The sequence below is a fragment of the Methylobacillus caricis genome, from assembly GCF_020532705.1.
In the GTDB taxonomy this organism is placed as follows: domain Bacteria; phylum Pseudomonadota; class Gammaproteobacteria; order Burkholderiales; family Methylophilaceae; genus Methylobacillus; species Methylobacillus caricis.
Map to the genome: position 1 here is coordinate 99,753 of NZ_JAJAVD010000003.1, position 24,419 is coordinate 124,171.

The 24,419-nt window shown below is 54.1% G+C and carries 24 protein-coding genes and 1 riboswitch; of the genes, 13 read left to right on the forward strand and 11 right to left on the reverse strand.

Annotated features, from left to right (window positions below; genetic code table 11):
* Positions 1-22 precede the first annotated feature (22 nt).
* The 5 genes from metK to metF all read left to right on the forward strand — a co-directional run bounded on the left by metK (position 23) and on the right by metF (position 5,296).
* Entirely contained in the window at positions 23-1,186 is a 1,164-nt protein-coding gene (metK, locus tag LG200_RS09740; protein WP_226757436.1) for a methionine adenosyltransferase, read from the forward strand.
* Between the two features lie 29 nt (positions 1,187-1,215).
* Entirely contained in the window at positions 1,216-2,415 is a 1,200-nt protein-coding gene (locus tag LG200_RS09745; protein ID WP_226757437.1) for an HD-GYP domain-containing protein, read from the forward strand.
* Between the two features lie 48 nt (positions 2,416-2,463).
* Positions 2,464-2,550, forward strand: a riboswitch (S-adenosyl-L-homocysteine riboswitch).
* 92 nt (positions 2,551-2,642) lie between these two features.
* Positions 2,643-4,052: an adenosylhomocysteinase gene (ahcY, locus tag LG200_RS09750; protein ID WP_226757438.1), complete on the forward strand. Its 1,410-nt coding sequence runs from the start codon at positions 2,643-2,645 to the stop codon at positions 4,050-4,052.
* 52 nt (positions 4,053-4,104) lie between these two features.
* The gene (locus LG200_RS09755) at positions 4,105-4,452 is read left to right on the forward strand and encodes a phage holin family protein (protein ID WP_226757439.1); all 348 of its coding nucleotides are present in this window, start codon (positions 4,105-4,107) and stop codon (positions 4,450-4,452) included.
* A 1-nt stretch (position 4,453) separates the two neighbouring features.
* The gene (gene metF, locus LG200_RS09760) at positions 4,454-5,296 is read left to right on the forward strand and encodes a methylenetetrahydrofolate reductase [NAD(P)H] (RefSeq protein WP_226757440.1); all 843 of its coding nucleotides are present in this window, start codon (positions 4,454-4,456) and stop codon (positions 5,294-5,296) included.
* Between the two features lie 54 nt (positions 5,297-5,350).
* Here the strand turns inward: metF and LG200_RS09765 are convergent, their stop codons facing one another.
* The 3 genes from LG200_RS09765 to LG200_RS09775 form a co-directional block, all read right to left on the reverse strand.
* Positions 5,351-5,809, reverse strand: coding sequence for a DUF494 domain-containing protein (locus LG200_RS09765; RefSeq protein WP_226757441.1), 459 nt, complete (start codon positions 5,807-5,809; stop codon positions 5,351-5,353).
* Between the two features lie 118 nt (positions 5,810-5,927).
* A complete protein-coding gene (gene dprA, locus LG200_RS09770) occupies positions 5,928-7,013 on the reverse strand; it encodes a DNA-processing protein DprA (protein WP_226757562.1) in 1,086 nt (361 codons plus the stop codon).
* On the reverse strand, positions 7,010-8,071 hold the full coding sequence (locus tag LG200_RS09775; RefSeq protein ID WP_226757442.1) for a LysM peptidoglycan-binding domain-containing protein: 1,062 nt from the start codon (positions 8,069-8,071) through the stop codon (positions 7,010-7,012). Before LG200_RS09775 ends, dprA begins: the two co-directional genes overlap by 4 nt.
* Before the next feature lie 94 nt (positions 8,072-8,165).
* Here LG200_RS09775 and def point away from each other — a divergent pair, with 94 nt between their 5' ends.
* The 7 genes from def (at position 8,166) to LG200_RS09810 (ending at position 15,788) form a co-directional block, all read left to right on the forward strand.
* Complete coding sequence (gene def, locus LG200_RS09780) at positions 8,166-8,669, forward strand: peptide deformylase (protein WP_226757443.1); 504 nt, start codon at positions 8,166-8,168, stop codon at positions 8,667-8,669.
* Positions 8,670-8,697: 28 nt separating this feature from the next.
* A complete protein-coding gene (gene fmt, locus LG200_RS09785) occupies positions 8,698-9,624 on the forward strand; it encodes a methionyl-tRNA formyltransferase (RefSeq protein WP_226757444.1) in 927 nt (308 codons plus the stop codon).
* Positions 9,625-9,715: 91 nt separating this feature from the next.
* A complete protein-coding gene (htpX, locus tag LG200_RS09790; protein ID WP_226757445.1) occupies positions 9,716-10,555 on the forward strand; it encodes a zinc metalloprotease HtpX in 840 nt (279 codons plus the stop codon).
* A 4-nt stretch (positions 10,556-10,559) separates the two neighbouring features.
* The gene (gene rsmB, locus LG200_RS09795) at positions 10,560-11,837 is read left to right on the forward strand and encodes a 16S rRNA (cytosine(967)-C(5))-methyltransferase RsmB (RefSeq protein WP_226757446.1); all 1,278 of its coding nucleotides are present in this window, start codon (positions 10,560-10,562) and stop codon (positions 11,835-11,837) included.
* Between the two features lie 61 nt (positions 11,838-11,898).
* Positions 11,899-12,381: a DUF4390 domain-containing protein gene (locus LG200_RS09800; protein ID WP_264193878.1), complete on the forward strand. Its 483-nt coding sequence runs from the start codon at positions 11,899-11,901 to the stop codon at positions 12,379-12,381.
* Complete coding sequence (locus tag LG200_RS09805) at positions 12,382-14,508, forward strand: sensor histidine kinase (RefSeq protein ID WP_226757448.1); 2,127 nt, start codon at positions 12,382-12,384, stop codon at positions 14,506-14,508.
* Entirely contained in the window at positions 14,505-15,788 is a 1,284-nt protein-coding gene (locus LG200_RS09810) for a sigma-54-dependent transcriptional regulator (protein WP_226757449.1), read from the forward strand. Before LG200_RS09805 ends, LG200_RS09810 begins: the two co-directional genes overlap by 4 nt.
* Here LG200_RS09810 and LG200_RS09815 read toward each other — a convergent pair.
* From LG200_RS09815 to LG200_RS09835, 5 genes are all read right to left on the reverse strand, one after another.
* Positions 15,775-16,473, reverse strand: coding sequence for a YoaK family protein (locus tag LG200_RS09815; RefSeq protein WP_226757450.1), 699 nt, complete (start codon positions 16,471-16,473; stop codon positions 15,775-15,777). The two genes, LG200_RS09810 and LG200_RS09815, sit on opposite strands and share 14 nt — an antisense overlap.
* Complete coding sequence (locus tag LG200_RS09820; RefSeq protein ID WP_226757451.1) at positions 16,470-17,831, reverse strand: anti-phage deoxyguanosine triphosphatase; 1,362 nt, start codon at positions 17,829-17,831, stop codon at positions 16,470-16,472. Before LG200_RS09820 ends, LG200_RS09815 begins: the two co-directional genes overlap by 4 nt.
* Before the next feature lie 36 nt (positions 17,832-17,867).
* On the reverse strand, positions 17,868-19,484 hold the full coding sequence (locus tag LG200_RS09825) for an AAA family ATPase (RefSeq protein WP_226757452.1): 1,617 nt from the start codon (positions 19,482-19,484) through the stop codon (positions 17,868-17,870).
* A gap of 86 nt (positions 19,485-19,570) precedes the next feature.
* Complete coding sequence (locus tag LG200_RS09830) at positions 19,571-20,260, reverse strand: MgtC/SapB family protein (protein WP_226757453.1); 690 nt, start codon at positions 20,258-20,260, stop codon at positions 19,571-19,573.
* Positions 20,261-20,371: 111 nt separating this feature from the next.
* Positions 20,372-20,776, reverse strand: a complete 405-nt coding sequence (locus LG200_RS09835) for a hypothetical protein (protein ID WP_226757454.1) — start codon at positions 20,774-20,776, stop codon at positions 20,372-20,374.
* A gap of 175 nt (positions 20,777-20,951) precedes the next feature.
* Between LG200_RS09835 and LG200_RS09840 the strand changes: the two genes are divergently transcribed.
* A complete protein-coding gene (locus LG200_RS09840; RefSeq protein WP_226757455.1) occupies positions 20,952-21,839 on the forward strand; it encodes an SDR family oxidoreductase in 888 nt (295 codons plus the stop codon).
* Positions 21,840-21,862: 23 nt separating this feature from the next.
* On the opposite strand, the gene LG200_RS09845 is transcribed toward LG200_RS09840, so the two are convergent.
* From LG200_RS09845 to LG200_RS09855, 3 genes are all read right to left on the reverse strand, one after another.
* Positions 21,863-22,429, reverse strand: a complete 567-nt coding sequence (locus LG200_RS09845; protein ID WP_226757456.1) for a nitroreductase family protein — start codon at positions 22,427-22,429, stop codon at positions 21,863-21,865.
* A 134-nt stretch (positions 22,430-22,563) separates the two neighbouring features.
* Positions 22,564-23,334 (reverse strand): exodeoxyribonuclease III, encoded by a 771-nt coding sequence (gene xth / locus LG200_RS09850; RefSeq protein WP_226757457.1) that lies wholly within the window; start codon positions 23,332-23,334, stop codon positions 22,564-22,566.
* A 94-nt stretch (positions 23,335-23,428) separates the two neighbouring features.
* On the reverse strand, positions 23,429-24,418 hold the full coding sequence (locus LG200_RS09855; RefSeq protein ID WP_226757458.1) for an Lnb N-terminal periplasmic domain-containing protein: 990 nt from the start codon (positions 24,416-24,418) through the stop codon (positions 23,429-23,431).
* Position 24,419: the final 1 nt, after the last annotated feature.

Genomic DNA, 24,419 nt, shown 5'->3' on the forward strand with positions numbered 1-24,419 from the left:
ACGATTGAATTGGCAGGAGCTAATGAGCGAATATCTGTTTACATCCGAGTCCGTATCCGAAGGCCATCCTGATAAGGTAGCCGACCAGATTTCGGACAGCATTCTTGATGCCATTCTTGAGCAGGATCCAACTGCCCGCGTGGCGGCTGAAACCCTGACCAATACTGGCTTGGTCGTATTGGCGGGTGAAATCACCACGACTGCCAATGTGGACTACATCAAGGTTGCGCGTGATACCGTCAAGCGCATAGGTTACGACAATGCCGACTACGGCATAGACTACAAGAGTTGCGCAGTGCTGGTGGCTTATGACAAGCAGTCTCCAGATATTGCCCAGGGGGTCGATAATGCCAATGATGACCCTCTCGACCAGGGTGCTGGCGACCAGGGCCTGATGTTCGGCTACGCTTGTGATGAAACGCCCCAATTGATGCCATTGCCAATCTGGCTTTCACATCGCCTGATGGAGCGCCAGTCGCAATTGCGCAAGGATGGCCGTTTGCCATGGCTGCGTCCCGATGCCAAGAGCCAGGTCACCATACAATATGTGGATGGCGCGCCACACAAGATTGATACTGTGCTGATTTCCACCCAGCATGCGCCTGATGTCACACTTGATTCTGTCCGGGAAGCCGTGATTGAGGAAATCATCAAGCCTACTTTGCCGCAAGAACTGATCAAGGGTGAAATCAAGTATCTGGTGAACCCGACCGGCCGTTTCGTGATTGGCGGTCCACAAGGGGATTGTGGACTGACTGGTCGCAAGATCATTGTGGATACATACGGCGGCGCCGCTCCTCATGGCGGTGGTGCGTTCTCCGGCAAGGATCCTTCAAAAGTGGATCGTTCTGCTGCCTATGCTGGCCGCTATGTCGCGAAGAATATCGTGGCGGCGGGCCTGGCTTCACGTTGCCTGGTACAGGTGTCTTACGCGATTGGCGTGGCAAGACCGACCAGCGTCATGGTGGAAACCTATGGTACTGGCAAGGTTTCCAATGAAGTGTTGACCCAGTTGGTGCTTGACCACTTTGACCTGCGTCCCAAGGGTATCGTCAAGATGCTGGACCTGTTGCGCCCGGTTTATTCCAAGACCGCTGCTTACGGCCACTTTGGACGTGACGAGCCCGAGTTCACTTGGGAAGCCGCCGACAAAGCGGCGCAATTGCGCGCGGCGGCAGGTATTTAATGCCAGGCTGATACGAAGCGGATTAAGGGATGCTCAAGAAAATACCCATTGGTCAGCTGCGTATCGGCATGTATCTGCACAAGCTTGACGTTACCTGGATTAACCATCCATTCTGGCGTAGTGCTTTCCGCATTAGCTTACAGTCTGAGATTGATGACTTGATCAGTAGCGGGGTGACAGAAGTCACCATTGATACCAAGAAAGGCCTTGACGTCGTACGCGAGGTTAAGGCATCACCACCGCCTCCTGCCCCGGTTCCCAAGGCACCGCGTAAAGTCGAAATCACTGAAGAGCTGGAGCAAGCTGCCAGAATATGTACTAAGGCCAAGCGCGAAGTGGAGCTGATGTTTCATCAGGCACGCATGGGCAAGGCGCTGGATGGTAACCAGGCAATGGCCCTGGTCAGCGAAATTTCCTCTTCTGTGACACGTAATCCCAGTGCACTCATCAGCCTGGCAAGGTTGAAGAACAAGGATGACTACACTTACATGCACTCGGTGGCGGTATGTGGACTCATGATTGCACTCGCCATGCAGCTGGGGATGAGTGAAGAGGATGTGCGCTATTGTGGGCTGGCTGGCCTGTTGCATGACATTGGCAAGATGGATATCCCGATGACCGTTATCAATAAACCAGGAAGCCTGACGGAGAAAGAGTTTGAGGCCATCAAGCGTCATCCGGAAACTGGACATGCGTTACTGTCTGCCAGTCATCACATCCATCCCATCGTGCTGGATGTCTGTTTGCATCATCATGAAAAGATAGACGGTACCGGTTATCCGCATCAGTTCAGTGCCGACCAGATCAGCCTGTATGCCCGCATGGGCGCAATCTGTGATGTTTACGATGCCATTACTTCTGATCGCGCTTACCGCAGAGGCTGGCATCCGGCAGACGCCTTGCGCAAGATGACAGAGTGGACCAGCGATCATCTGGATGCCGGGGTTTTCCAGGCATTTGTCAAAAGTCTGGGTATTTATCCCATTGGATCGCTGGTGCGTCTGGAGTCAGGCCGGCTTGCGGTTGTCGTGGACAAGAACCAGTCTTCATTGCTGAAGCCCAAGGTCAAGGTATTCTTTTCTACCAAATCGAATGCGCGGATACTGCCTGAAGTCATAGATCTTTCGCAACCAGGTAGCACGGATAAAGTCGTTGCGATTGAAGACCCCATAGAGTGGAACTTTCCGGACTTCAACCAGTTGTGGTCGGACGGCGTACCTTATCTCTGAGAATGCTTGTCTGGTTACAAAGCGATATAAAACCTCTATAATGCAGCCTCTACCGAGGAACGTTGCAAGGACGAAACCCAATCCCCAGGCTCGGTTGGCGAAAGCATGGCTTTCGTAGAACGGCGTTCACCAGACTAACTCGTGCCGGACACGGGATGATGGTGAAAATGTCGTGACTACCGTTTCAACCCCTCTCCCTGCCGGCCACACTCAAACTTTTCTCAAGGATGAATACTGTGGCTGAAACTAAAGATTATGTAATTGCCGATCTCGGTCTGGCTGAATGGGGCCGCAAGGAAATTGCCATTGCCGAGACTGAAATGCCTGGCCTGATGGCGATTCGTGAAGAGTATGCAGCAACCAAGCCCTTGCGTGGTGCGCGCATCACTGGTTCGTTGCATATGACCATCCAGACTGCAGTGCTGATCGAGACACTGCGTGATCTTGGTGCTGAAGTACGCTGGGCTTCATGCAACATCTATTCCACCCAAGACCATGCTGCTGCTGCCATTGCAGCACAGGATATTCCAGTATTTGCTGTGAAGGGAGAAACCCTGGATGAATACTGGGACTATACCCACCGCATCTTCGAATGGACTGATGGTGGTTATAGCAACATGATCCTGGATGACGGTGGCGATGCCACATTGCTGCTCCACCTTGGTACCCGTGCGGAAACTGACGCCACTATCCTGAATCATCCTGCCAGTGAAGAGGAAGTGAGTTTATTCAAGGCAATCAAGGCCAAGCTGGGGCAAGACGGAAAGTGGTATTCCTCCCGCCTATCCAAGATCCTTGGCGTGACCGAGGAAACTACTACCGGTGTGCACAGGCTTTACCAGATGCACAAGGAAGGCAAGCTGGCCTTCCCCGCAATCAATGTCAATGACTCGGTGACCAAGTCCAAGTTCGATAACCTCTATGGATGTCGTGAATCCCTGGTGGATGGTATCAAGCGTGCCACTGATGTAATGGTGGCTGGCAAGATTGCCGTGGTGGCAGGTTATGGTGACGTGGGCAAGGGATCTGCCCAGGCATTGCGTGCCTTGTCTGCCCAGGTCTGGGTCACTGAAATCGATCCGATCTGCGCCCTGCAGGCGGCGATGGAAGGCTATCGGGTAGTGACCATGGATTATGCTGCCGAGCATGGCGATATTTTCGTAACGGCGACTGGTAATTACCATGTGATCACTCATGATCATATGGCCAGGATGAAAGATCAGGCCATTGTCTGTAACATCGGTCACTTCGATAACGAGATCGATGTTGCCTCTATTGAGAAATACCAGTGGGATGAAATCAAGCCCCAAGTGGATCACGTGATATTCCCAGACGGCAAGCGCATTATCCTCTTGGCCAAGGGGCGTCTGGTCAACCTGGGTTGTGGCACCGGCCACCCAAGCTATGTCATGAGTTCCTCCTTTGCCAACCAGACTATTGCGCAGATCGAGCTTTATACCAATACAACCAAGTATCCTGTTGGCGTTTATACTTTGCCCAAACACCTGGATGAAAAGGTGGCTGTATTGCAGTTGAAAAAACTCAATGCACAACTGACTGTGCTGACCGATGAACAGGCGACTTATATCGGCGTGGACAAGCATGGCCCGTTCAAGCCCGAGCACTACCGCTATTGATCGCAAGTAAACAGGGCCCGCTTTGTCGGGCCATTTTTAAGGAGATTGGTCTATGAAGCTGCTGATTGTCTGGTTGTTGAACGCCCTGGCCCTGCTGGCTGTTGCCTATCTGGTGCCTTCAATTCATGTATCTGGGCTTGGTGGCGCGCTGATTGCAGCTGCTGTGATCGGCCTGGTCAATGTCCTGATCAAGCCGATACTGGTGATACTTACCTTGCCAGTAACCGTGCTGACGCTAGGACTGTTCCTGCTGGTGATTAATGGCCTGCTTTTCTTCTTTGTCGGTCACCTGCTTAATGGTTTTGAGGTTCAGAGCCTCCTGGCCGGGATACTGGGCGCCATATTGTATAGCCTGATTTCCTGGGTATTGATTGCCTTGGTGCTGGGTGACAAAGATTAAAATGAAAGCTGCATCTGTGATTAGTTTCGAATTTTTTCCGCCAAAAACGGCGGAAGGCATTGCCAAGCTGAGAGCTGCTCGTGAACAGCTGGCGGTATTTGCTCCCAAGTTCTTTTCCGTGACTTTTGGCGCCGGTGGGTCTACTCGTGACCGTACCATGGAAACCGTGCTGGATATCCATGAGCAGGGCTATGAAGCAGCACCGCACCTTTCCTGCATTTCTGCGGATAAAGAAGAAATCCGCCAGCTGCTCAAGCAATACCAGGAAAAAGGCATCAAGCGGCTGGTGGCCTTGCGTGGCGATATTCCATCGGGCGAAGTGAGCGCAGGGGATTTTCGTTATGCGAGCGAACTGGTGGAGTTCATCCGTGCTGAAACCGGGGACTGGTTCCAGATCGAGGTGGCGGCTTACCCCGAATTTCATCCGGAATCCACTTCACCCACTTCCGACCTGAAATATTTCAAGCGCAAGGTGGATGCAGGTGCCAATGCAGCCATTACTCAGTATTTCTATAATGCAGATGCCTATTTCCAGTTTCTGGATCAAGCTGAGAAACTGGGGGTCAGCATTCCTATCGTGCCAGGCGTCATGCCTATCTATAATTTCACACAATTGGCACGTTTTTCCAGTGTCTGTGGGGCTGAAATTCCACGCTGGCTACGTTTGAGGTTGCAGGATTATGGCGATGACTTGGCCTCCATGCGAGCATTTGGTGCAGATGTCATGGTAGATCTTTGTGAGCAGTTGCTTGCGGGAGGCGCCCCGGGCTTGCATTTCTATACCCTCAACCAGGCGGGGATCATTTCCGGCATTCTGGATCAGCTGGGCTTGGACAAGCATTGATGTGCTAAAGGCACAGCCTTCCGGCTGTGCTTTTTTTGGTTGATAGTCTGGTTTTTAATGCAGCGTGGGCCGGTTGTCGCTGAACATGGCATCCTCGACAAACAGGTAGTCGCTAGCCTTGTCCTGGTTCCATAAAGCCATCAAGACAATCCAGCGAGTCTCGTCAATGCCTATTTCGGTCTGTGGTAATGCCATGGCACGATCAATCACTAACTCGCGCTGGGCAGGGCTCAGCACCTTGGCCTGTTCCAGGAACATCATGAAACTCAGACTTTCGCTGCTTAACTTCTTGATTTCGATATCACTATAGACCCTCAGCCCCACGCCAAAACCAGTCACTTGCTCACCTGTTTTTGCCGACATGGTTTCAAGTGCACTGAACCAGTCGAAAGCGCCGTTTATATCATCCTGGTCGAAACCAGCGGCAAAGAGTTCTTTTGAAAGTGTATCGTGGTCGGGATGGATATCTGCTTCAAAGTAGTTTTCAAACATGTACACCAGGACTTCGAACATACATTCCCCAATCAATAATGACCCGGGTGACCCTGCTGCAAGGATAAATTCGACTTCAGGCAAGTTCTATGACTTCAATAGAATCGCCGTCGTGTCTTTATTTATATTATTCACAGAGTTAGGCGATGCGCTGGAAACGCCCTCCCGGTAGAGAGGTTACTTGATTTTCCAACTCCAGCACCAACAGCATGGCGGAAAGCCGATCACTCGTCAAGCCGCTTCGCTCAACCAATATATCCATACTGACCGGATCATAACCCATGGCCTCAAGCAATGGGCTTTCTTCACTGCGCTCTGCTTGGCTGCTGAATTGAGTGAGGCTGTGAACATGCAGTTCTTCAAGGATATCCTTGGTGTGGTCAACTAGCTTTGCCCCTTGCTTGATCAACTGGTGACAGCCTTTGGACAAAGGGGAGTGTATGGAGCCGGGAATGGCAAATACCTCGCGTCCTTGTTCTGCCGCCAGCCTTGCCGTGATGAGGGAGCCGCTTTGGACATTTGCCTCCACCACTAGGCAACCGCGGCTGAGGCCGCTGATAATGCGGTTCCTGCGCGGGAAATTCTGGGGTTTTGAAGGCGTGCCCAGGGCAAACTCGGAAATAATCAGGCCATGCTGCGCGATCTGGTGCGCTAGGTCTCTATGCCTGGCCGGATACACGATATCAAGCCCGGTGCCAACTACGGCGATAGTCTTGCCACCGGTCCTAAGTGCGCCGCGATGTGCTGCACCATCTATGCCAAGCGCCATGCCGCTGATAATGCATAAGCCATGCTGGCTGAGCGATGCAGAGAACTCTTCTGCATTCTTTTCACCTTGTGGACTTGCGTTGCGGCTGCCAACCACGGCAATTGCTGGCATATGAAGCAGTGATAGATCCCCTTTTGCATAGAGCAGGGCAGGTGGATCGGGAATTTCCAGAAGTGCTTGAGGATAGCTGGAGTCTGCCAGTGTCAGCAGGTGGTTTCCGGGCTGCTGCAGCCATTCCAGGGTGCTGGTGCAGGCTTCAATGTCTGGTCCGGTGCTGATGTGTTGCGCGATTTTTTCGCTGACAATATCATGCAGGCGTTTGAGTGATGCCGCGTAAATGCTGGCAGGGGTTCCGAATGCGGCCAGCAACTGGCAGAGCGTCTGGCTGCCCAGGCCGGGAATCCGGCTTAGGCTGATCCAGAGAGCTGCTTCCTGGTTGTCTGCCGTGCTGCTTATGGCGTCTCCACAATATCGAGAACATTGACTGGTTCGGTTGCCTGCATGATCAATGCATAGGAAACCTTGTCAAAGGTACGGAACACCATGGCCAATCCGATTCGCTCACTGGGAAGCTTGATGTTTTCAGGTTCGGCGGAGGCATCCTTGTTTTTCTTGTCATACTTGGGGTTCTTGATCACGCGCCCGGTTCGGTTGATGGCCAGTACGTGACCTTTTTCCAGGCTGTCAGTTTCCCCGCGGCTGATGGCAATGATAGTGTTTTTCCCAGCTTCGGCGACTCCGCCATAAATCGACAGGATGCGACCTTTGACTTCAGTTTCAGGGGCACGTGGGATAAAGTTGGTTTGAGGATTGTCTGGGGCTGCCACCAATTTGTCGTTGGCAAAAATTTCTTCTTTGGCGCTGACGATGGTGCCACTGGCAGGTTCACCATATTTGGTAATCCGTGCATCGCCGAGATAGATGGCTTCTGTGCCCAGAACCGCCTTGGTTTCAGGATCCACATAAGTCTTTCCTGGGCGGTAGATGTTCCACAATACACTTTCGCCCTCTGCGATTTTGTCCACGTAGACTCGTGCACCTGGGCTGAGTACTACCCGGTTTTCAGGGCCTGCAATGATACTAGGTGCGTCTTTCAGGGCTTCGCTCTCGATGATGAGGGGCTGGCTGAGAAATGGCGTGATGATGTTAGGGGAAATGGTCGGGATGGCTTCCCCTTCCAGGTTCTCGGTACGGATGCCTGGTTCCAGAGTCAAGGTCTGGCTAGCAATGGTTTCACGCAGCAGGCGCAGTTCCGGGGAGCCGCTGCTGGTATCCAGCACCACCACGTCACCAGGATATATCCAGTGGGGGTTCTTGATCTGGTCTTGGTTCATTTTCCAGACCTTGGGCCATTGCCATGGGTCCTTGAGGAAGCGACCGGAGATTCCCCAGAGGGTGTCTCCCTTGACGACGACATAACGGTCTGGGTGATGGTCCTGTAGCTTCACTTCGTCGGCCATGGCTGGCAAAATCAGGCAACAAAGCAACAGCGGCGTTATAATGCGTCTATACATAAGGGTAACCTTAGCCGGTGGGCGCAGATTTAATATTAATATTCTGTAACTTGCACTGGATTCTGCATTTAATCTATTAAACAATCAAGCTTTTATGGCAATTTTAGACATTCTGATTTACCCAGATCCCCGCCTGTACAAGGTGGCCAAGCCTGTGGATGACGTTAATGATGACATCCGACGGTTGGTACGTGACATGGCAGACACCATGTATGATGCGCCGGGCATTGGTCTCGCCGCCACACAGGTGGATGTACACAAGCAGGTGATCGTCATGGACTTGTCCGAGGACAAAAGTGAGCTCAGGGTCTTTATTAACCCCAAGATACTCAGCAGCTGCGGCACCCAGGATTATGAGGAAGGCTGCCTCTCAGTGCCGGGGGTTTACGATACCGTGACGCGTGCGGAGAAGGTCACAGTGGAGGCCTTGGATGAGCATGGCAAGCGATTCACCCTGGAGGCAGAGGGTCTGCTGGCAGTGTGCATACAACATGAAATTGATCATTTGCTCGGCAAGGTGTTTGTAGAATACCTATCGCCCCTTAAACAGAACCGCATCAGGAACAAGCTGAAAAAGCGTCAGCGTGAGCGGGTCTGAGCAACGCTGTTGAAGCAAAGATACCCCTATGAAAATCATATTTGCCGGTACCCCGGAGTTTGCGGTGTCCGCTCTGGATGCATTGATTGCATCATCCCATGAAGTCAGCCTGGTGCTGACTCAGCCTGACAGGCCAGCCGGGCGTGGCATGAAATTGAGGCCCAGTCCCGTCAAGGAGCTGGCCCTGCGGCACGGGATAGCAGTCTTCCAACCCGAAACCTTGAAAAATGAAGATGTGCAGGCGCGAATTGCTGCAGAAAATGCAGATGCAATGGTGGTGGCCGCCTATGGGTTGATTATTCCGACCAGCGTACTTGGCATGCCTCTCCATGGTTGTTTCAATATTCATGCGTCCCTACTGCCGCGCTGGCGTGGTGCTGCGCCTATTCAACGTTCATTACTGGCAGGTGACAGTGAGACTGGCGTGACCATTATGGAAGTTGTCCCGGCACTGGATGCAGGAGCCATGATCTCGCGTGGTGTGCTGCCCATTACCGAGAGCGACACAGCCCAAACCCTGCATGATGGCTTGGCCACTATTGGTGCGACGCTGATGGTGCAGGCGATGGATCAGCTGCAGTCCAATGGCCGTTTGGCTGCAGTGCCGCAGGATGAGTCACTGGTGACCTATGCAGAAAAACTGAGCAAGGCAGAGGCCGCCATTGACTGGGATCAAAGCGCGGAAATGCTTTCACGCCAGGTGCGCGCGTTCAATCCATTCCCGGTAGCACAGAGCCTGCTGCATGGTGAAGTCTGCAGGATATGGATGGCCCATGCTTTGCCCGGTCGTGCATCACCAGGGGAGATCGTGGCGGTGGGTGACGGCATCACAGTTGGTTGTGGTAGTGGATTGCTCAGGATTGATGAGTTGCAGATGCCGGGAGGCAAGCGCCTGAAAGCCAGGGATTTCCTGGCGGGCCGTATTTTGAGCATAGGTGAACGGTTTGGTGTTTAAGCGTTTGGTGCGCAATCTTTGCCGGACTTGAAATTTTCTATTTAGGCACTATCTAAGTAGGGAATAATTAACCGTATTAAGTGAGGGGCACATGGTAGGTAATTGGTTGAAAACATCCATCCTGATGGCAGGGATCGTCGTGCTCTTCGGGACGGTCGGGGCTGCGCTTGGTGGTGCTGGCGGCATGATGATTGCGCTGCTCCTGGCTGCCGCAATGAATGTGTATGCTTACTGGTTCTCTGACAAGGCTGTGCTGAAGATGTACAACGCAAGGGAAGTGGATGCCAGCAGCGCCCCAGAGTTTTACAACATGGTGAAAGAGCTGGCACAGAACGCCCAGCTGCCCATGCCCAAGGTTTATATTATTGATGAGGCACAGCCGAACGCATTTGCTACCGGGCGTGATCCCGAGCATGCCGCAGTGGCTGCCACCACGGGCATAATGCGCATACTGAGCCAGCGTGAGCTGCGAGGGGTGATGGCGCATGAGTTGGCACACGTGAAGCACCGGGATACGCTGATTTCGACAATTTCTGCCACGGTTGCCGGGGCCATCTCATCGATTGCGCAATTTGGCATGCTGTTTTCCCATGGGAGGGATCGCGGTGTGCATCCTGCCGTGGCAATACTGATCATGATCATGGCGCCGATTGCGGCCATGCTGATTCAGATGGCGATCTCCCGTGCGCGCGAATTTGAAGCCGACCGTGCAGGCGCCGAGATTTCCCGTGACCCGACAGCGCTTGCTGCGGCATTGAAGAAGATACACAGTTATGCGCACCAGATTCCCATGGAGACCGCCGAGCAACATCCCGAGACAGCCCAGATGATGATCATCAATCCCTTGTCGACTGATGGGATCAAGGGATTGTTCAGTACCCATCCCAACACAGAGGAACGTATTTCCCGCTTGATGGCGATGGCGAGCTGATCCCGTGCATATATCGCAGCAGCTTGCCGCGCAAGCAGTCGGACAGGTGCTGGCCGGACGTAATCTTTCCATTGTGCTGGAAGATGCTTTTCGCAGACACCATGCTATCACCCCACAGCAGCGTGCCGTAGCGCAGGATTTGAGCTACGGCACGTTACGTTTTTACGGCCGTTTGCAGGCCGTACTCGATATGCTGTTACAAAAGCCGCTGACGGACGAGTATATTCACCACCTGTTATTGGTGGCCTTGTATCAGCTTTCATTTGACCGTGCAGCTTCTCATACTGTAGTGAATCAGGCAGTGCTGGCTGCGGCCAAGAGCAAGAAATCATGGGCCAAGGGCCTGGTCAATGCGGTATTGCGCAATTTCCTGCGTCAGCAGTCCGAGCTTGAGGGTCGTCTGCAAGGCAATGAGCTTGCCCTTTATTCTTATCCCGGATGGTGGATCAGCAAGCTGAGGCAGCAATATCCTCAACATTGGCAAGCCATGCTGGAAGCTGGCAACCAGCATCCTCCGATGACGCTGCGTGTGAATCGCCGCCATGGCAATGCAAGCGGATATCTTGAGGAGCTGCACGGTGCTGGCCTGTCTGCGACATTGTTGAGTGAAGAGGCTGTGGTGCTTGAGCAGCCGACGCCTGTGGGCCGCATACCAGGATTTAGCGAGGGACGAGTTTCGGTCCAGGATTTTGGTGCGCAGCTTGCTGCACTAGAGCTTGATGTGAGTGATGGCATGCGTGTACTGGACGCCTGCTGCGCGCCCGGCGGCAAGACAGGACATGTGCTGGAGCTTGCTGATGTCTCCATGACGGCCATCGATCATGATCCACAGCGCTTGCAGCGAGTACGGGAAAACCTGGACAGGCTGCACCTTCAGGCTGATTTGATTACAGGGGATGCGGCTACGCCTGACAACTGGTGGAATGGGGTGCCGTATGACCGCATTCTTGCCGATGTTCCTTGCACCGCTTCCGGTATTGTGCGCCGTCATGTGGATATCAAGTGGCTGAGGCGAGAGCAGGATATTGCTTCCTTTACCAGGCAACAAGCCGTTATCTTGCAGGGTTTGTGGCGGTTGCTGGCAAAGGGTGGTAAATTGCTTTATGTGACATGTTCGGTTTTTCATGAAGAAAACCAGCAGCAAATCGATCAGTTTCTGCATACTCAGGCAGATGCCAGACTGCTACCCTACAGGCATGCACAGCTGGAATTAACCAAAGGACAACTTTACCCCGGTAAGGAACATGACGGCTTCTTTTATGCTTTGCTGCAAAAGGTTTAGCTTATTTGCATTGCTCTGCCTCGGGTTGGCCTCAATTGCAGTATGGGCCGGTCAAAGCAGTTTGCAGATCAAGTCTGCCGAATTGTTGCCGATTGAAGAGGCCTATTTGCTGGACGCCGATTTTGAGCTGACTCTCAGTCCTGCGGTGGAAGACGCGGTCAACAAAGGCATGCCGCTGAATTTTTTGGTGGAGTTCCAGGTGGTTTCTCCGCGTCGTTACTGGTTTGATGATGAGATTGTCAGCTTGACCAGTAAAGTTTCCTTGAGTTATCACGCCCTGTCGCGCCAGTATCTGGTGAATCGGGATGGGCACCAGTTGTCGTTCACCAGTATTCAGGAGGCCAAGGAAGAGCTGTCCAGTATCAAGGGATGGCAAGTCCTGGAAAAAGACCTGCTGAAAAAGGAAGAGGCTTATCAGGCTGCAGTGCGTATGCGCCTTGACCAGTCCAAACTGCCCAAGGCTTTGCAGGTGGATACCCTGAGCTCGGAAGACTGGAACATGATTTCCGAGCGTTTCCGCTGGACACCTGTACTCGGTAACTAAATGAAATACATTGTTTTTATCAGTGCGGCGCTGGGTGCAGTATTGCTGTACCTACTTTCGCATGCCAGCACGCCAACAGCAGCATCCGGGAGTTATTACACGGTCTTGCTGGTGTTGAATGTTGCACTGGCACTGGTTTTGATAGTGCTGATTGGTGTCCAGCTCTGGCGGCTTTACCGTCAGATGCGCAACAGCGTCATGGGAAGCCGCCTGACATTGCGGCTGCTGGGGGGATTTGCCCTGATGGCGGTGATTCCCGGAGTCGTGGTATATGCGGTATCTGTCAATTTCCTGACCCGCTCCATTGAGTCATGGTTCAACGTCAAGGTGGAAGCTGCGCTTGAAGGAGGGCTCCGGCTAGGGCAGAGTGCGCTGGATATCATGCTGTCAGACCTAGAAGACAAGGGCGAGACAATGGCATTGTCACTGGCTTTTCAACCAGGCAATGCTCATTTGAGTGTGCTGAATGACCTGCGTGAAAAAAGTGGCGTACGGGATGCTGTGCTGCTGACATTGCAGGGACGCATATTGGCTTTTTCCAGCAGTGATCCTTCCAGCTTTCTGCCGGAGCTGCCCAGCGTGCCGCAATTGAGACAAGGGCGTCAGCATGTCTATGGCGTCATTGAGCCCATACTGGGCAAAGGTCTTTATCTGCGGGTGCTGGCTCCCGTCACGATGACGGATATGGCTGGTGAAACGCGCATATTGCAATTGTTGCAACCTGTGCCCAAGAGTCTATCCGCCACGGCGGAAGCCGTGCAGGATGTCTATGAGGATTACCAGGAGCTTTCATTCAGTCGCGAATCGCTGAAAGAGGTATTTGCGCTGACACTGACGCTGGTCCTGATGCTGGCCATGTTGTCATCCATTGCGATTGCTTTTGTCCTGAGCCGGCGACTTTCTGCGCCCCTGGGCATACTGGCAGAGGGGACACGCGCGATTGAACGTGGCGATTACAGCATTTCCCTGCCTGCTCATGGCAAGGATGAGCTGGGCATTCTGGTGCAATCCTTTAACAGCATGACGCGACAGCTGAATGATGCCACCCAGGCCGCTGACCGTAACAGAGCCAGGCTGGAAGCAGCTCGCGGATACCTTGAAACCATATTGGCGCACTTGTCTTCCGGCGTGCTGGTGCTTGGTGAGCATGGTCAATTGCGCACATTCAATTATGCCGCTTCGCATATCCTGGGTGTACGCCTGGACGAGCAAACCGTGAACCAGCCGCTGGATATGCTGGCACACCAGCAGGCAACACTGGCGGGCTTCGTCAATCGCATCCAGGTCTATTTCAAGGCAGATGCGTCCGGCGAGTGGCAGGAACAGATGGAGGTCAACACGACGCAAGGCAAGCAGGTATTGCTGGTGCGCGGCACACGCTTGCCTGATGGCCCCGATGGTGGTTTTGTCGTGGTGTTTGATGACATTACCCAAATGGCCCAAGCCCAGCGCGATGCCGCCTGGGCTGAAGTGGCGCGACGACTGGCCCATGAAATCAAGAACCCGCTGACACCTATCCAGCTTTCTGCAGAACGCCTGGAGCATAAATTGGCTTCCAAGCTGGATACGAGCGATGCCGAAATGTTGAGCCGTGCCACGGCAACTATTGTGAACCAGGTGAACGCGATGAAAACCATGGTGAATGAGTTCAGCGAGTATGCACGTTCACCCGCCTTGAACCTGGGCATTGTTGACCTCAATCAATTGATTGAGGATGTGCTGGCGCTTTATGAGGCAGGCAATGTGGAGATCAGGCTGGATATGGCACCGGATATGCCCAAGGTGCAAGGCGATGCGACCATGTTGCGCCAGGTGCTGCACAACCTGCTGCAAAATGCACAGGATGCGTTGGTGGACGCCAGTGATCCGACAATTACTATTGCCTGTTCTGTGGTGGATGATCGGGTCAAGTTGTGTGTCAAGGACAATGGAGACGGGTTCCCCATGGAAATCCTCTCGCATGCCTTTGAGCCTTACATGACGACCAAGCGCCATGGCACAGGTCTCGGGCTGGCAATCGTCAAGAAAATCATTGAAGAACATAAAGGCAATATCAAGGTTGAAAACCTTGAACAGGGTGGTGCAATTGTCACCGTTACCATACCAATAGCGGAGCGTAAGCAATGACGGCAAGGCAGGTCCTAGTTGTGGATGACGAAATCGGCATCCGTGAGTTGTTAAGGGATATTTTGCAGGATGAGGGCTACCAGGTGCGGCTTGCAGAAAATGCAGCCGAAGCACGCAATTGGCGCCAGCAGGCACGCCCGGACCTGGTATTGCTGGATATATGGATGCCTGACTGTGATGGCATCAGCCTGCTGAAAGAGTGGGGCAATGCCGGCTTGCTGACAATGCCGGTGGTCATGATGTCGGGCCATGGCACTATCGATACTGCCGTCGAGGCTACCCGCATAGGCGCGTTCGATTTCCTGGAAAAACCCATTGCATTGCAGAAGCTGCTGAAGACGGTCAATGCGGCGCTCAAGCATGGTGAACAGTTGCCACGCTCCGATATCAATCTCTTCAATCTTGGCAAAAGTGCAGTCATTACAGAATTGCGCCAGCGGCTGGAGCAGGTTGCTCTGTTGAACAGCGCCCTGCTGATCATTGGGGCAAAAGGCAGTGGTGTCGAGCTTTGTGCCCGTTTTCTCCATCAACCGGGTACGCCTTGGTCAGTGGTGACCGAAACCGAGCGTCTGGCGATTGCGCCACTGGAACTGTTGGAGCATGCGACGGATGGCGTGGTGTTTGTGCCTGAAGTGGCGGATCTCAGCAAAACGGAACAAAAGGGCTTGTTGCTCCTGATTGCCAAGGCCGAGAAATATGATGCCAAGGTGATCTGTGGTACGGCGCGGGCATTGCCGCAACTGGTACAGGAGGGCAGTTTTGATGGCAGCCTGCTGCAGGCATTGTCGGTTACAACTGTCAGCGTCCCTGCCCTGGAAGATCATCGTGAAGATATTCCTGACCTTGCGCGCTCCATGGTGACATTGATGGTGGAGACCGGAGAGACTGCCTATCGCGAGTTTGATATTGCAGCGCTCAATGGTTTACGCAATGCGGATTGGCCCGGCAACCTGGCTCAGCTGGATAGCGTGATTCGCAATCTGGTGCAGACTTCATTAGGCGAGAAAATCACCCTGGCAGACGTGAACCGTGTGCTTGGCCAGTTTGCCCAGTTCCATCAAGTCAGCCAGCCGGTTTCCGAGACACCGGGCCAGACTGTTTCATTGGCATTTAACCTTGATCTGCCTTTACGCGAGGCGCGGGATGAGTTCGAGCGTTTGTATTTTGAGCACCATATTGCAAAAGCGGGCAGCAATATGAGCAAGGTGGCGGAAAATGTACAGTTGGAGCGTACCCATCTCTACCGCAAGCTCAAGCAGTTGGGTGTCAAGACAAAGTAGCGCCTGTATGGCGTTTGCTATCATATAGGCAGATGGCAAACGCCATACATAGCATGCCAACCGGCACGATCAGCGCCATATTGTGCAAGCTGATAGTGGCAAACCCTCCAATGATCGCCCCCAGCAGGAAGCATAGGCAGACCAGCCCGAACAGCCTGGCTTCATGCAAGGCGGAGCGGTTGCCGGTCATCCTGTTGAATAAACCTTCTATGCTGCGCCGCAGGTTTCCTGTCGTCATCACAGAGTTGTAGGGCGTTGTGCCGATATGGGTGAAGCTGGAGTTCTGCATGGCTGCTACCAGGGCAATGCAAGGAACCAGCCAGGCATCTGGAAAGCTTGCAGGCAGCCCGCTGCCTATACTGAGAATGATGATCTCCAGCCCCAGGCAGACCAACGCAGGATTAGGCAAGAAGCGGCGCACTCTGGGCAAGCGCAGACAATTGGCAAAAAACACCCCGAGTACAAAAGCCAGCAATGGTGGCAAGTGGCGCAGGGTTTGCGCCCAATCCTGCTCTGCCATGGATACGCCCATGAGCACAATGTTGCCGGTCATTGCGTTGGCAAACACATGACCATGCCCTACATAGCTGAAGGCATCAAGAAAACCTCCGGAAAGCGTCAGGAGAGCGGCAACACTGAGCGAGTTGTCCGCTTGCGGAACTGGAAGGCTAATGCGCTGGCTCATATCTTGTCGAATACAGAACCAATATCCGGGCTGAACATGCGATGATAAAGCCTGGTAGCGTAGACATCGGTCATGCTGGCGATATAGTCACAAATCACCCGTGGCTTGTTTTCACTGGCATGAAAGGCCTGCAAGGTGGACTGCGGTAATAAGCGGTCAGGATTTTCCAGCAATGTGGAGAATAGCCGCATGATCATCTGCTGCCCCTTGAATTCCAGTGCCTGGATTTGCGGACGGCGAATGACGATATCGAATACAAAGCGCTTGAGGATGTTGAGCAGGGTACGCGCCTCGGGTGCCATCTCCGCCTGTAGTTTGAGAAGCGGCGTGGTAAATCCCTCTTGTACGCCAATGCTGATATTGCCGATGAAATAATTCACCAGTTTGCTGATCGCATGTTTACGGTCGCGGTCATTGCCGGAAAACAGTTTGCTGTTGTAAAAGTCTGCCTCGATTTTCAACGGGCAGCCGGATAAAGTACTGGCTTTCGCCATTACCAGGTCATGCCATTGCTTGGCGGTGATCAGCTCCAGTGCCAATGCGTCTTCCAGGTCATGCACGCCGTAGGCGATGTCATCCGCCAGCTCCATGATGGAGGTGTCAAACCCCTTGTAAATGGATTTGGCATGCTTGCCATCAACCAGCTTTTTCTCCCTGAAGCGGATGCGATCATTGGCAGGCAAGGGCGCCAGTATCCATTCCAGGAGATCGGCTTCATCGTCATGCAGGCATTTGGGCGGGCGTGCATGGTCTATATTGGAGGCGCCGGTCTGGATTTGCGTTGGATAATGCGCGACCTCGCGGTGCAAAACCGGATATTTCAGCAAACCCAGCATGGTGCGGCGGGTGAGGTCCAGCCCGTGTTCAGGCGAGTATTCGCCCAGCCTGCCAATGATGCGCAATGTCTGGCCGTTGCCTTCAAAGCCGCCATATTCATGCATGAATGCATTGAGTGCTACCTCACCGCCGTGACCGAAAGGCGGATGACCCAAGTCATGGCCCAGACATATGGCTTCAATCAGGCTAAGGGAGGGTATCCATTCACTACGGCCTATATCGTCCGCATACCGCTGGCGCAATTGCTCGCAGATGCCGGAGCCGATCTGCGCAACTTCGAGAGAGTGGGTCAGACGTGTACGGTAGAAGTCGCTGTCTCCTATGCTGAAAATCTGGGTCTTGGATTGCAGGCGCCGGAATGAGGACGAATGAATGATGCGGGCACGATCACGCTGGTAGTCGCTGTCTGCAGTGCTGGAGTTGAAGGGTTTGCCTGCATAACCTGCGCTATAGCGGCGGCGGTCTATCCAGGCTTGCATTGTCAGGTCGTGGTTTTTCTGCATAGTGTGTGATATTGCCATGAAAGTGACTTGGCTTAGCGTCTGGCAGCCGGTTTTTCAGCTATTGATGATGGGGATTGCCCTGAACATGGCGCAACGGCGGAATATTTCCATGTTGAGCTGAGCCTGGTGTTTTCTTGCGACCCGGAGCGCCAGGCGCAACAGCATTTTGATATCCCGCGGCGCAATGCCTGGGAAAACGCTTACCAGTTCTGTGATGAGAGCTTCATCCAGTTCAGCCTGGTATTGCGCAGCCATGACGCGCCAGATGGCGGCACTGTCTTCCGGGCCCGGAGCGGTGTAGTTGATGATGGCGGCACAGCGCGAGATGATGGCATCGTCTATATCGTCCGGCCGGTTGGTAGTCATGAACAGCAGGCCATCGAAATATTCCAGAGTGCGCAGGAACTCGGCGACGATAGCGTTTTGCTCGATATTGGCGGCACGCTGCATCACAAAGATATCGGCCTCATCCAGCAGCAATACGCAGTTCCAGCGCTTGGCCTGCATGAATATGCGCTGCAGGTTCTTGTTGATCTGCTCGGGAATGGTGCCGAGGTTGCCCGAATGGATGGCATAGAGCGGCCGTTCGGTCAGCTCGGCATAAATCTCGGCCGTCAGGGTCTTGCCGACACCTGCCCGGCCTTTGCACAGGATGACATTGCCCGCGCTCTTGCCCTCGATCAGGTCATCCACCAGCACATCGATATCTGTGGTGAGCACATCCAGCAGTTCGCGGTGCGTATCCGGCAATACTAGCTTGTGCCGCAGGCTCTTGTCATAGTGATGCGGTGCCAAGCCGTCGCTGTGGACCCAGAGGAACTCATGGGTTTTCAGGTCGAAAATCCGGGTCAGCGGGTGTTCTGGGATATTGGCGGTGCCATGGGGCTCGCCGGGCCGGGCGGTAATCTCCGATTCGGCGTGGTGGGCGAATGCGGCATAGTCCGCCATTTCCAGGTCGTGGATGACCTTGCGCCCGTCGAGCGGCAACCCACGACGGCGGTAGTTGTTCTCCTCATAGCAGTAGGCAGCGCCATGCAGGCGGAATTGGCGGCCGAAGGCGTGCTGCACTACTTCCCTGTGCCGGGCCAGGGATGTCATATGCGCCGCTTTCAATTCGGGGGTTTCGTGGTACAGGCCGCGTACGGCCAGGATATCAGCGATGCGGTGCGTCAGCACATCCTGTGGCAGGAATACATGAGCCAGCACCTGGGGGCCATATTTGGCCTTGAAGCTGTCCTCGTTTGAATAGCCATAGGCCTGCGTATGCAGCATGACGGAAGGACTGGATTTGCCTGGAATGCCGGGCGTGGCGCTGATGCGGTTGACCAGTTGCGGATAAAAGCGTCCATCGTCGCCGGTGGCATACACCCAGCCATCGATCAAGGCCTGCTGAAAGAATGCTTGCAGTAAACCGGGAAAGGCATCGAAGCTCTCAACAGAAGCGGCTGGCTTATCCCTCATCAGCAGCAATGAGCCTGCGACCAAGGCCGTGGTGGTATCCCCCAGGGTGTGTGCCGCCATGACCAACTCCTGCAGGGCGGGCCCATCCAGCAGGCCGGTGTCGATATTGTAGCGGCGCGCGCTGTCCGCCCCGGCGGCCATGGCGCGGTATTCCTGCAAGAGGGCGCTGGTCGTTTCATGCAGCAGTTGGGTGCTTACGGTTAATGACATCACTCAGGCCTTAATATCCAGATACGTGGAGCAAGCAGCATATTGCCATGAAAGGCTTCATGGCACCTACCCCGGCTATGCCGCGCTCAGTCTCGGGTCGGGGCGATGCGGAAGGTACGGACTATGTCCATTTCCTGCAATGCCTGCGCCAGTACGGAAATATTGTCCTGGTTGGAAGTGCGCAGGATCATGCTGTATTCCAGCAGTTTGCCGTCATGGGAGATGGCATAGCTCATGTTGGCAATCGTGAAACCCTTGTCCGTAATGAACTGCCTCAGCTGCCCTTCCGGCATCGGGTTAAGCCGGTCGAAGCTGATTTGGTAATGCGCGTAGTAATGCGATGGCAACCGCACTTCTATCCAGCGGAACAGGGAAAGCGTTCCCAGCGTCATCAGCGTGGCCAATATGGCGGGGAAATAAAAGCCGATGCCCAGCATGATGCCGATGGCCGCGGTAATCCAGATCGAGGCGGCAGTGGTCAATCCCCTGACAGTGAATCCTTCCTTGAAGATTACCCCGGCGCCGAGAAAACCGATGCCGGTCATGATGCCTTGCGCCATGCGGGAAGGGTCGGCCTTGATGGCATCCAGCGGCACGCCTGGCAATAATTGCCACTGGTAAAGTGTGAGCAGCATGAGCAGGCTGGATGATAGACATACCAGGGTATGGGTGCGGAAGCCTGCGGGACGGCCATGAAAACTGCGTTCAAGGCCGATAATGCCCCCAGCAGCTGCAGCGCTGAAAAGATGGATAGTAATGAGAAGATAATCATGCATGCGGGGCCTCGCGGGAAAATTGCCGGGCGAAATGGTATCAATCGGTTTATTCTGCTGCAATTCATCCCGGGACCGCAAGCGAGGTTTCGCCGGATGCTGTTCTCAGGCAGGCTATGTCGATGGCAAGTTCAGCCGCCAATGGTCCCGCGTGTAAATGTCCATCTGCATGCGGTCAGCTCGAGTGTAATGAATTTCGGTGCCGGAGGGGACTGCCAGTTCCTGCAGGATCGTCCGCAAGGCGTGACGTGTTGCGTCGAGGTCGATGGTGGTAATGTCGATACGCTGATGCAGCAAGCGCTGGGATCCATCTTCCCCGGCATCACTCACAGACTGGCCCCAGCCTATCACCGTGCCAGCGCCTGCCTCCATCAGCAGGCGCGCTAGCTCGTTCTCCCGCTGATGGAATGGGTCTGCCCTCATATTCAGCTTGACTGGTATCTTGACGTAAATGAACAAGGTCTGTGCTTTTTGTTCAAATAGTGTACCCAGGCTTGTCTCATCGGTAGGTGCGCTCATTTGTCTGCTCCCTTGCTTTACAATGCTTTAACGGTGACCTGCCTGCAAACGTTGACATTTCTGGATTCAGCATCCGGCTGAAGGCCATTCCTACACACTATCGCGGTATTCGCTGATAACGCGCGGCAAGTACCCATGTAGCATGGAAACATCATTCAGGATCAGGAGAGTGGCAATGTCCAAACATAAACCTCTACATGAACAAGTCATGGTAATTACCGGCGCTTCCAGCGGCATAGGCTTGTGCATTGCTATTTTGGCTTCCGCGCTGGGGGCTACCGTGGTACTGGTGGCGCGTAGCGAGGAAACGCTGGAACAACTCACGAGTGAGATTAACGCTAGTGGCGGCGAGGCGTTCTGCGTTGCCGCCGATGTCTCGGAACGTTCGGAAGTGGATAAAGTTGTGGATCAAGTGCTGGCGCATTATGGCCGTATCGACACCTGGGTCAATGATGCCGGTGTCTCCATTTATGGCCGCCTTGATGAAGTTGGCGAAGAAGACAGCCGGCGCCTGTTCGACATTAATTTCTGGGGCGTGGTCAATGGCTCGCTCGCCGCGCTACCGCATTTGCGTCATAGCGGCGGCGTGCTCATCAATGTCGGCAGCGAGGTATCGGAAAGCATGGTGCCGCTGCAAGGCATATACACTGCCTCCAAGCATGCAGTCAAAGGATTTACCGATGCCCTGCGCGTGGAGATCGAGGACGTGGACGAAAGTGCAGTCTCGATAACCCTGATCCAGCCCACCGCAGTGGACACGCCTTATCCGGAACATGCCAAGAATTACATGACCCGCGAGCCCAAGCTGCCAGAGCCGATGATAGACCCGCAACTGGTAGCGGAGGCGATTCTGCAGGCCGCGCAGGAAGGCGGGCGCAACATCAAGGTAGGCATGATGGCGACCTTGAACACCTCGTTGAACAAGTTTATACCTGCATTGGCGGAGAAACTCTCTGCTCGCCTGGTAGACAAACAGCAGCAAGGCAGGCCGCCGCAAAACCCGCAAGGGACTCTATACCATGCCGGCGGCAATGGCCGTATCCATGGCACTGTGCGGCATTAGGGGTTCCTGAAAATACTCGATGCTTATGCCTCAGGCCGCCATAGCTGGGCATAATCCTGCCATGGCGTGCGCGGGGCGGCAGGCTTTGGAGTATTGGCAGGCGTACCGAGGTTCAAAAGGCCGATGATCTTGTCCTGCGGCTCAAACTCCATGATTTCATGCAACAAGGCGCCCAGCGGATCCGGCGCGCTGCTCCAGAAGCCGCTGTAGCCAAGCAAGTGGGCAGCATTGAGCATATTCATCGTGGCGGCGCCTGCCGTCAGCAATTGTTCGAACTCCGGAGCTTTGGGATGGGGCGTGATACGCGCTGCGAGCACAATCACCACTGGCGCTGTGGTGAGCTTGAGGGCGTATTTGCCATGCAAGGCGCGCACCTGCTCGGTTTGCGCGGCAGGATGCTGCAATACTCTTTCCAGGAGGTGCTGGCGGTTTTCCCCCTGCACTACCTTTAGATGCCATGGGCGCAAGCCAGCGTGATCTGGGGTGACTGCCGCGGCTTGAAGGATGGTCTCCAATTGTTTTGAACTTGGTGCAGGCTCGGTTAGCGGCCATGCCGAGCGCCGGGCCAGGATTGCTTCTATGGCTTGCATGTTGTTTTGCTGCATATTCAAGACTTTCAGAAATTTAAGTAAATGCGCCAGAACCTTCCCATATGACGGGTGCGCATTAAGAAACTTGGTAACCCGAAGACCGCCTTATCGTTGTCCTCTTCCTGCCATAGGCTTTACGCGCATGTCAGTTCCAGCACCACCGGCGTATGGTCTGAAGGCCGCTCCAGTTTGCGCGGGCTCTTGTCTATCCAGCATCGCAGGCAGTCATTCTTCAGTGCGTCGCTGACCAGGATGTGGTCAATCCGCAAGCCGAGATTGCGGCGGAAGGCAGCCATGCGGTAATCCCACCAACTGAAGCTGCTATCCTCCTGCTCGAACAGGCGGAAGCTGTCATGCAGCCCCAGCGCCGACAGGATACGGAATGCCTCCCGCTCGGGTTCGCTCACCAGCACCTGGCCGGCCCAAGCGGCGGGATCATGTACGTCCCGGTCTTCCGGGGCGATATTGTAATCGCCAAGCAACGCCAGCTTTGGATAACGCGCCAGTTCATCCTTGAGGTACGCACTGAGCGCTTCCAGCCAACCCAGTTTGTACTGGTACTTATCCGAATCCACGCTTTGCCCGTTTGGGATGTAAGCACATACTATTCTGACATCACCAATAGTTGCGGCAATCAGGCGTTTCTGCTCATCATTCAGACCGGGAATGCCTGTACTTACATCCTCCATTAGATGCGGGCTGAGGATGGCGACGCCGTTATAGGTTTTCTGTCCGCTGTGGATAGCGTTGTAGCCGGCCTCTTTCAGTGCGTCGTAAGGGAATTTGCTGTCTTCCTGCTTGGTTTCCTGCAGACAGAGCACGTCCGGTTTTTCCAGCGCAATCCAGTCCAATACATGGGGCAGGCGGACGTTGAGGGAATTGACATTCCAGGTGGCGAGTTTCATAGGACAAACAATTCATAATAGCTGAGTAACTGCAAAGTTTATCACTCTGCGCCGCTTGTTTTGCGGCAAAACGCCATGTCTAATTCTGTATTGCCTATAAATTTTTCCGAATCAAATGGGAAAATTCAGGGTCCTGGTCTGCATGCTTGGCAATATCGGTGATACGCGATCGCTGGCGCAGCGCCTCTAACGGCAGGGAGGTATCGAGACCATCAATATTGTAAAGGTACTCGGGCAAGTAGCCTGACAACAGCAAGCGGTAGTCCATAGGCAGGCCAGGAATGATCTGGTGCACCATGTGATAGACGATTGTAGTGCAGTTGGCGGTGACGGTGTGGTAAAAGCGCGGCTTTTCCGCCAGCTTGTTGGCTTCCGCCATGTAGGATAAAAACAGCTTGCGCATTGCGGCAGGCGGCATATTCACCCGGTATAGATAGACATCCTCGTCGCGGACATTGGTGCGCACGCGGACGATATCGCGCTCATCAGCGGCGATGAGACTGGTCTCGAACTGCTTGAAGAAGCCGCCAAACTCGGAAAAGCTTTCATGCCGCTCCTTGCGGATTTCTACCGAGAGTACCAGGTAGCGGCCATCGCTGAATCCAAAGGATACCAAAGTGTGGGCAATGGCAGGCCCAGTCCAGTAGGAAAGCAGCATATCCACGCTCTGGAGCTGATCCAGGTCATACCGGCGTTGCTCCCAGCGCGGCGTATAGTCGGTTTCGCTACGCCAATCGAAATTCCGCACATGACTGAACGTGACCACGCTTCCATCCTGAATTGCCGTCGTGGTCTCGGCAACATCATCGGCCCATTCCCGTTCATTGGAAGGCGCCAGGCTATGCCACCAGCTGAGCAGCAGCGCCAGTGCAGCGATGTAAAGCAAGCTTCCGCGCGTGGCGCCGTAACGGCGCCCTGCAAGCAGGCTGGCTCCGGCAACGCCTAGCCATGCCGCAGCCGCGAGGATTTTAAGTGCCTGGGAGAAGGGGAATTGGTAATAGAGCGCAAAAGCGCCCCAGGCGGTACTCAACAGAAGTGCGAGGCAAAACAGGACGCGGCTGGACAAGCGTAAAAAGCGGCTCATG

Coding starts and splice junctions, on each gene's coding strand:
- metK (WP_226757436.1), top strand. CDS start 23: ATGAGCGAATATCTGTTTACATCCGAGTCCGTATCCGAAGGCCATCCT.
- LG200_RS09745 (WP_226757437.1), top strand. CDS start 1,216: ATGCTCAAGAAAATACCCATTGGTCAGCTGCGTATCGGCATGTATCTG.
- ahcY (WP_226757438.1), top strand. CDS start 2,643: ATGAATACTGTGGCTGAAACTAAAGATTATGTAATTGCCGATCTCGGT.
- LG200_RS09755 (WP_226757439.1), top strand. CDS start 4,105: ATGAAGCTGCTGATTGTCTGGTTGTTGAACGCCCTGGCCCTGCTGGCT.
- metF (WP_226757440.1), top strand. CDS start 4,454: ATGAAAGCTGCATCTGTGATTAGTTTCGAATTTTTTCCGCCAAAAACG.
- LG200_RS09765 (WP_226757441.1), bottom strand. CDS start 5,809: ATGTTCGAAGTCCTGGTGTACATGTTTGAAAACTACTTTGAAGCAGAT.
- LG200_RS09775 (WP_226757442.1), bottom strand. CDS start 8,071: ATGTATAGACGCATTATAACGCCGCTGTTGCTTTGTTGCCTGATTTTG.
- def (WP_226757443.1), top strand. CDS start 8,166: ATGGCAATTTTAGACATTCTGATTTACCCAGATCCCCGCCTGTACAAG.
- fmt (WP_226757444.1), top strand. CDS start 8,698: ATGAAAATCATATTTGCCGGTACCCCGGAGTTTGCGGTGTCCGCTCTG.
- htpX (WP_226757445.1), top strand. CDS start 9,716: ATGGTAGGTAATTGGTTGAAAACATCCATCCTGATGGCAGGGATCGTC.
- LG200_RS09805 (WP_226757448.1), top strand. CDS start 12,382: ATGAAATACATTGTTTTTATCAGTGCGGCGCTGGGTGCAGTATTGCTG.
- LG200_RS09810 (WP_226757449.1), top strand. CDS start 14,505: ATGACGGCAAGGCAGGTCCTAGTTGTGGATGACGAAATCGGCATCCGT.
- LG200_RS09815 (WP_226757450.1), bottom strand. CDS start 16,473: ATGAGCCAGCGCATTAGCCTTCCAGTTCCGCAAGCGGACAACTCGCTC.
- LG200_RS09820 (WP_226757451.1), bottom strand. CDS start 17,831: ATGGCAATATCACACACTATGCAGAAAAACCACGACCTGACAATGCAA.
- LG200_RS09825 (WP_226757452.1), bottom strand. CDS start 19,484: ATGTCATTAACCGTAAGCACCCAACTGCTGCATGAAACGACCAGCGCC.
- LG200_RS09830 (WP_226757453.1), bottom strand. CDS start 20,260: ATGCATGATTATCTTCTCATTACTATCCATCTTTTCAGCGCTGCAGCT.
- LG200_RS09835 (WP_226757454.1), bottom strand. CDS start 20,776: ATGAGCGCACCTACCGATGAGACAAGCCTGGGTACACTATTTGAACAA.
- LG200_RS09840 (WP_226757455.1), top strand. CDS start 20,952: ATGTCCAAACATAAACCTCTACATGAACAAGTCATGGTAATTACCGGC.
- LG200_RS09845 (WP_226757456.1), bottom strand. CDS start 22,429: ATGCAAGCCATAGAAGCAATCCTGGCCCGGCGCTCGGCATGGCCGCTA.
- xth (WP_226757457.1), bottom strand. CDS start 23,334: ATGAAACTCGCCACCTGGAATGTCAATTCCCTCAACGTCCGCCTGCCC.
- LG200_RS09855 (WP_226757458.1), bottom strand. CDS start 24,418: ATGAGCCGCTTTTTACGCTTGTCCAGCCGCGTCCTGTTTTGCCTCGCA.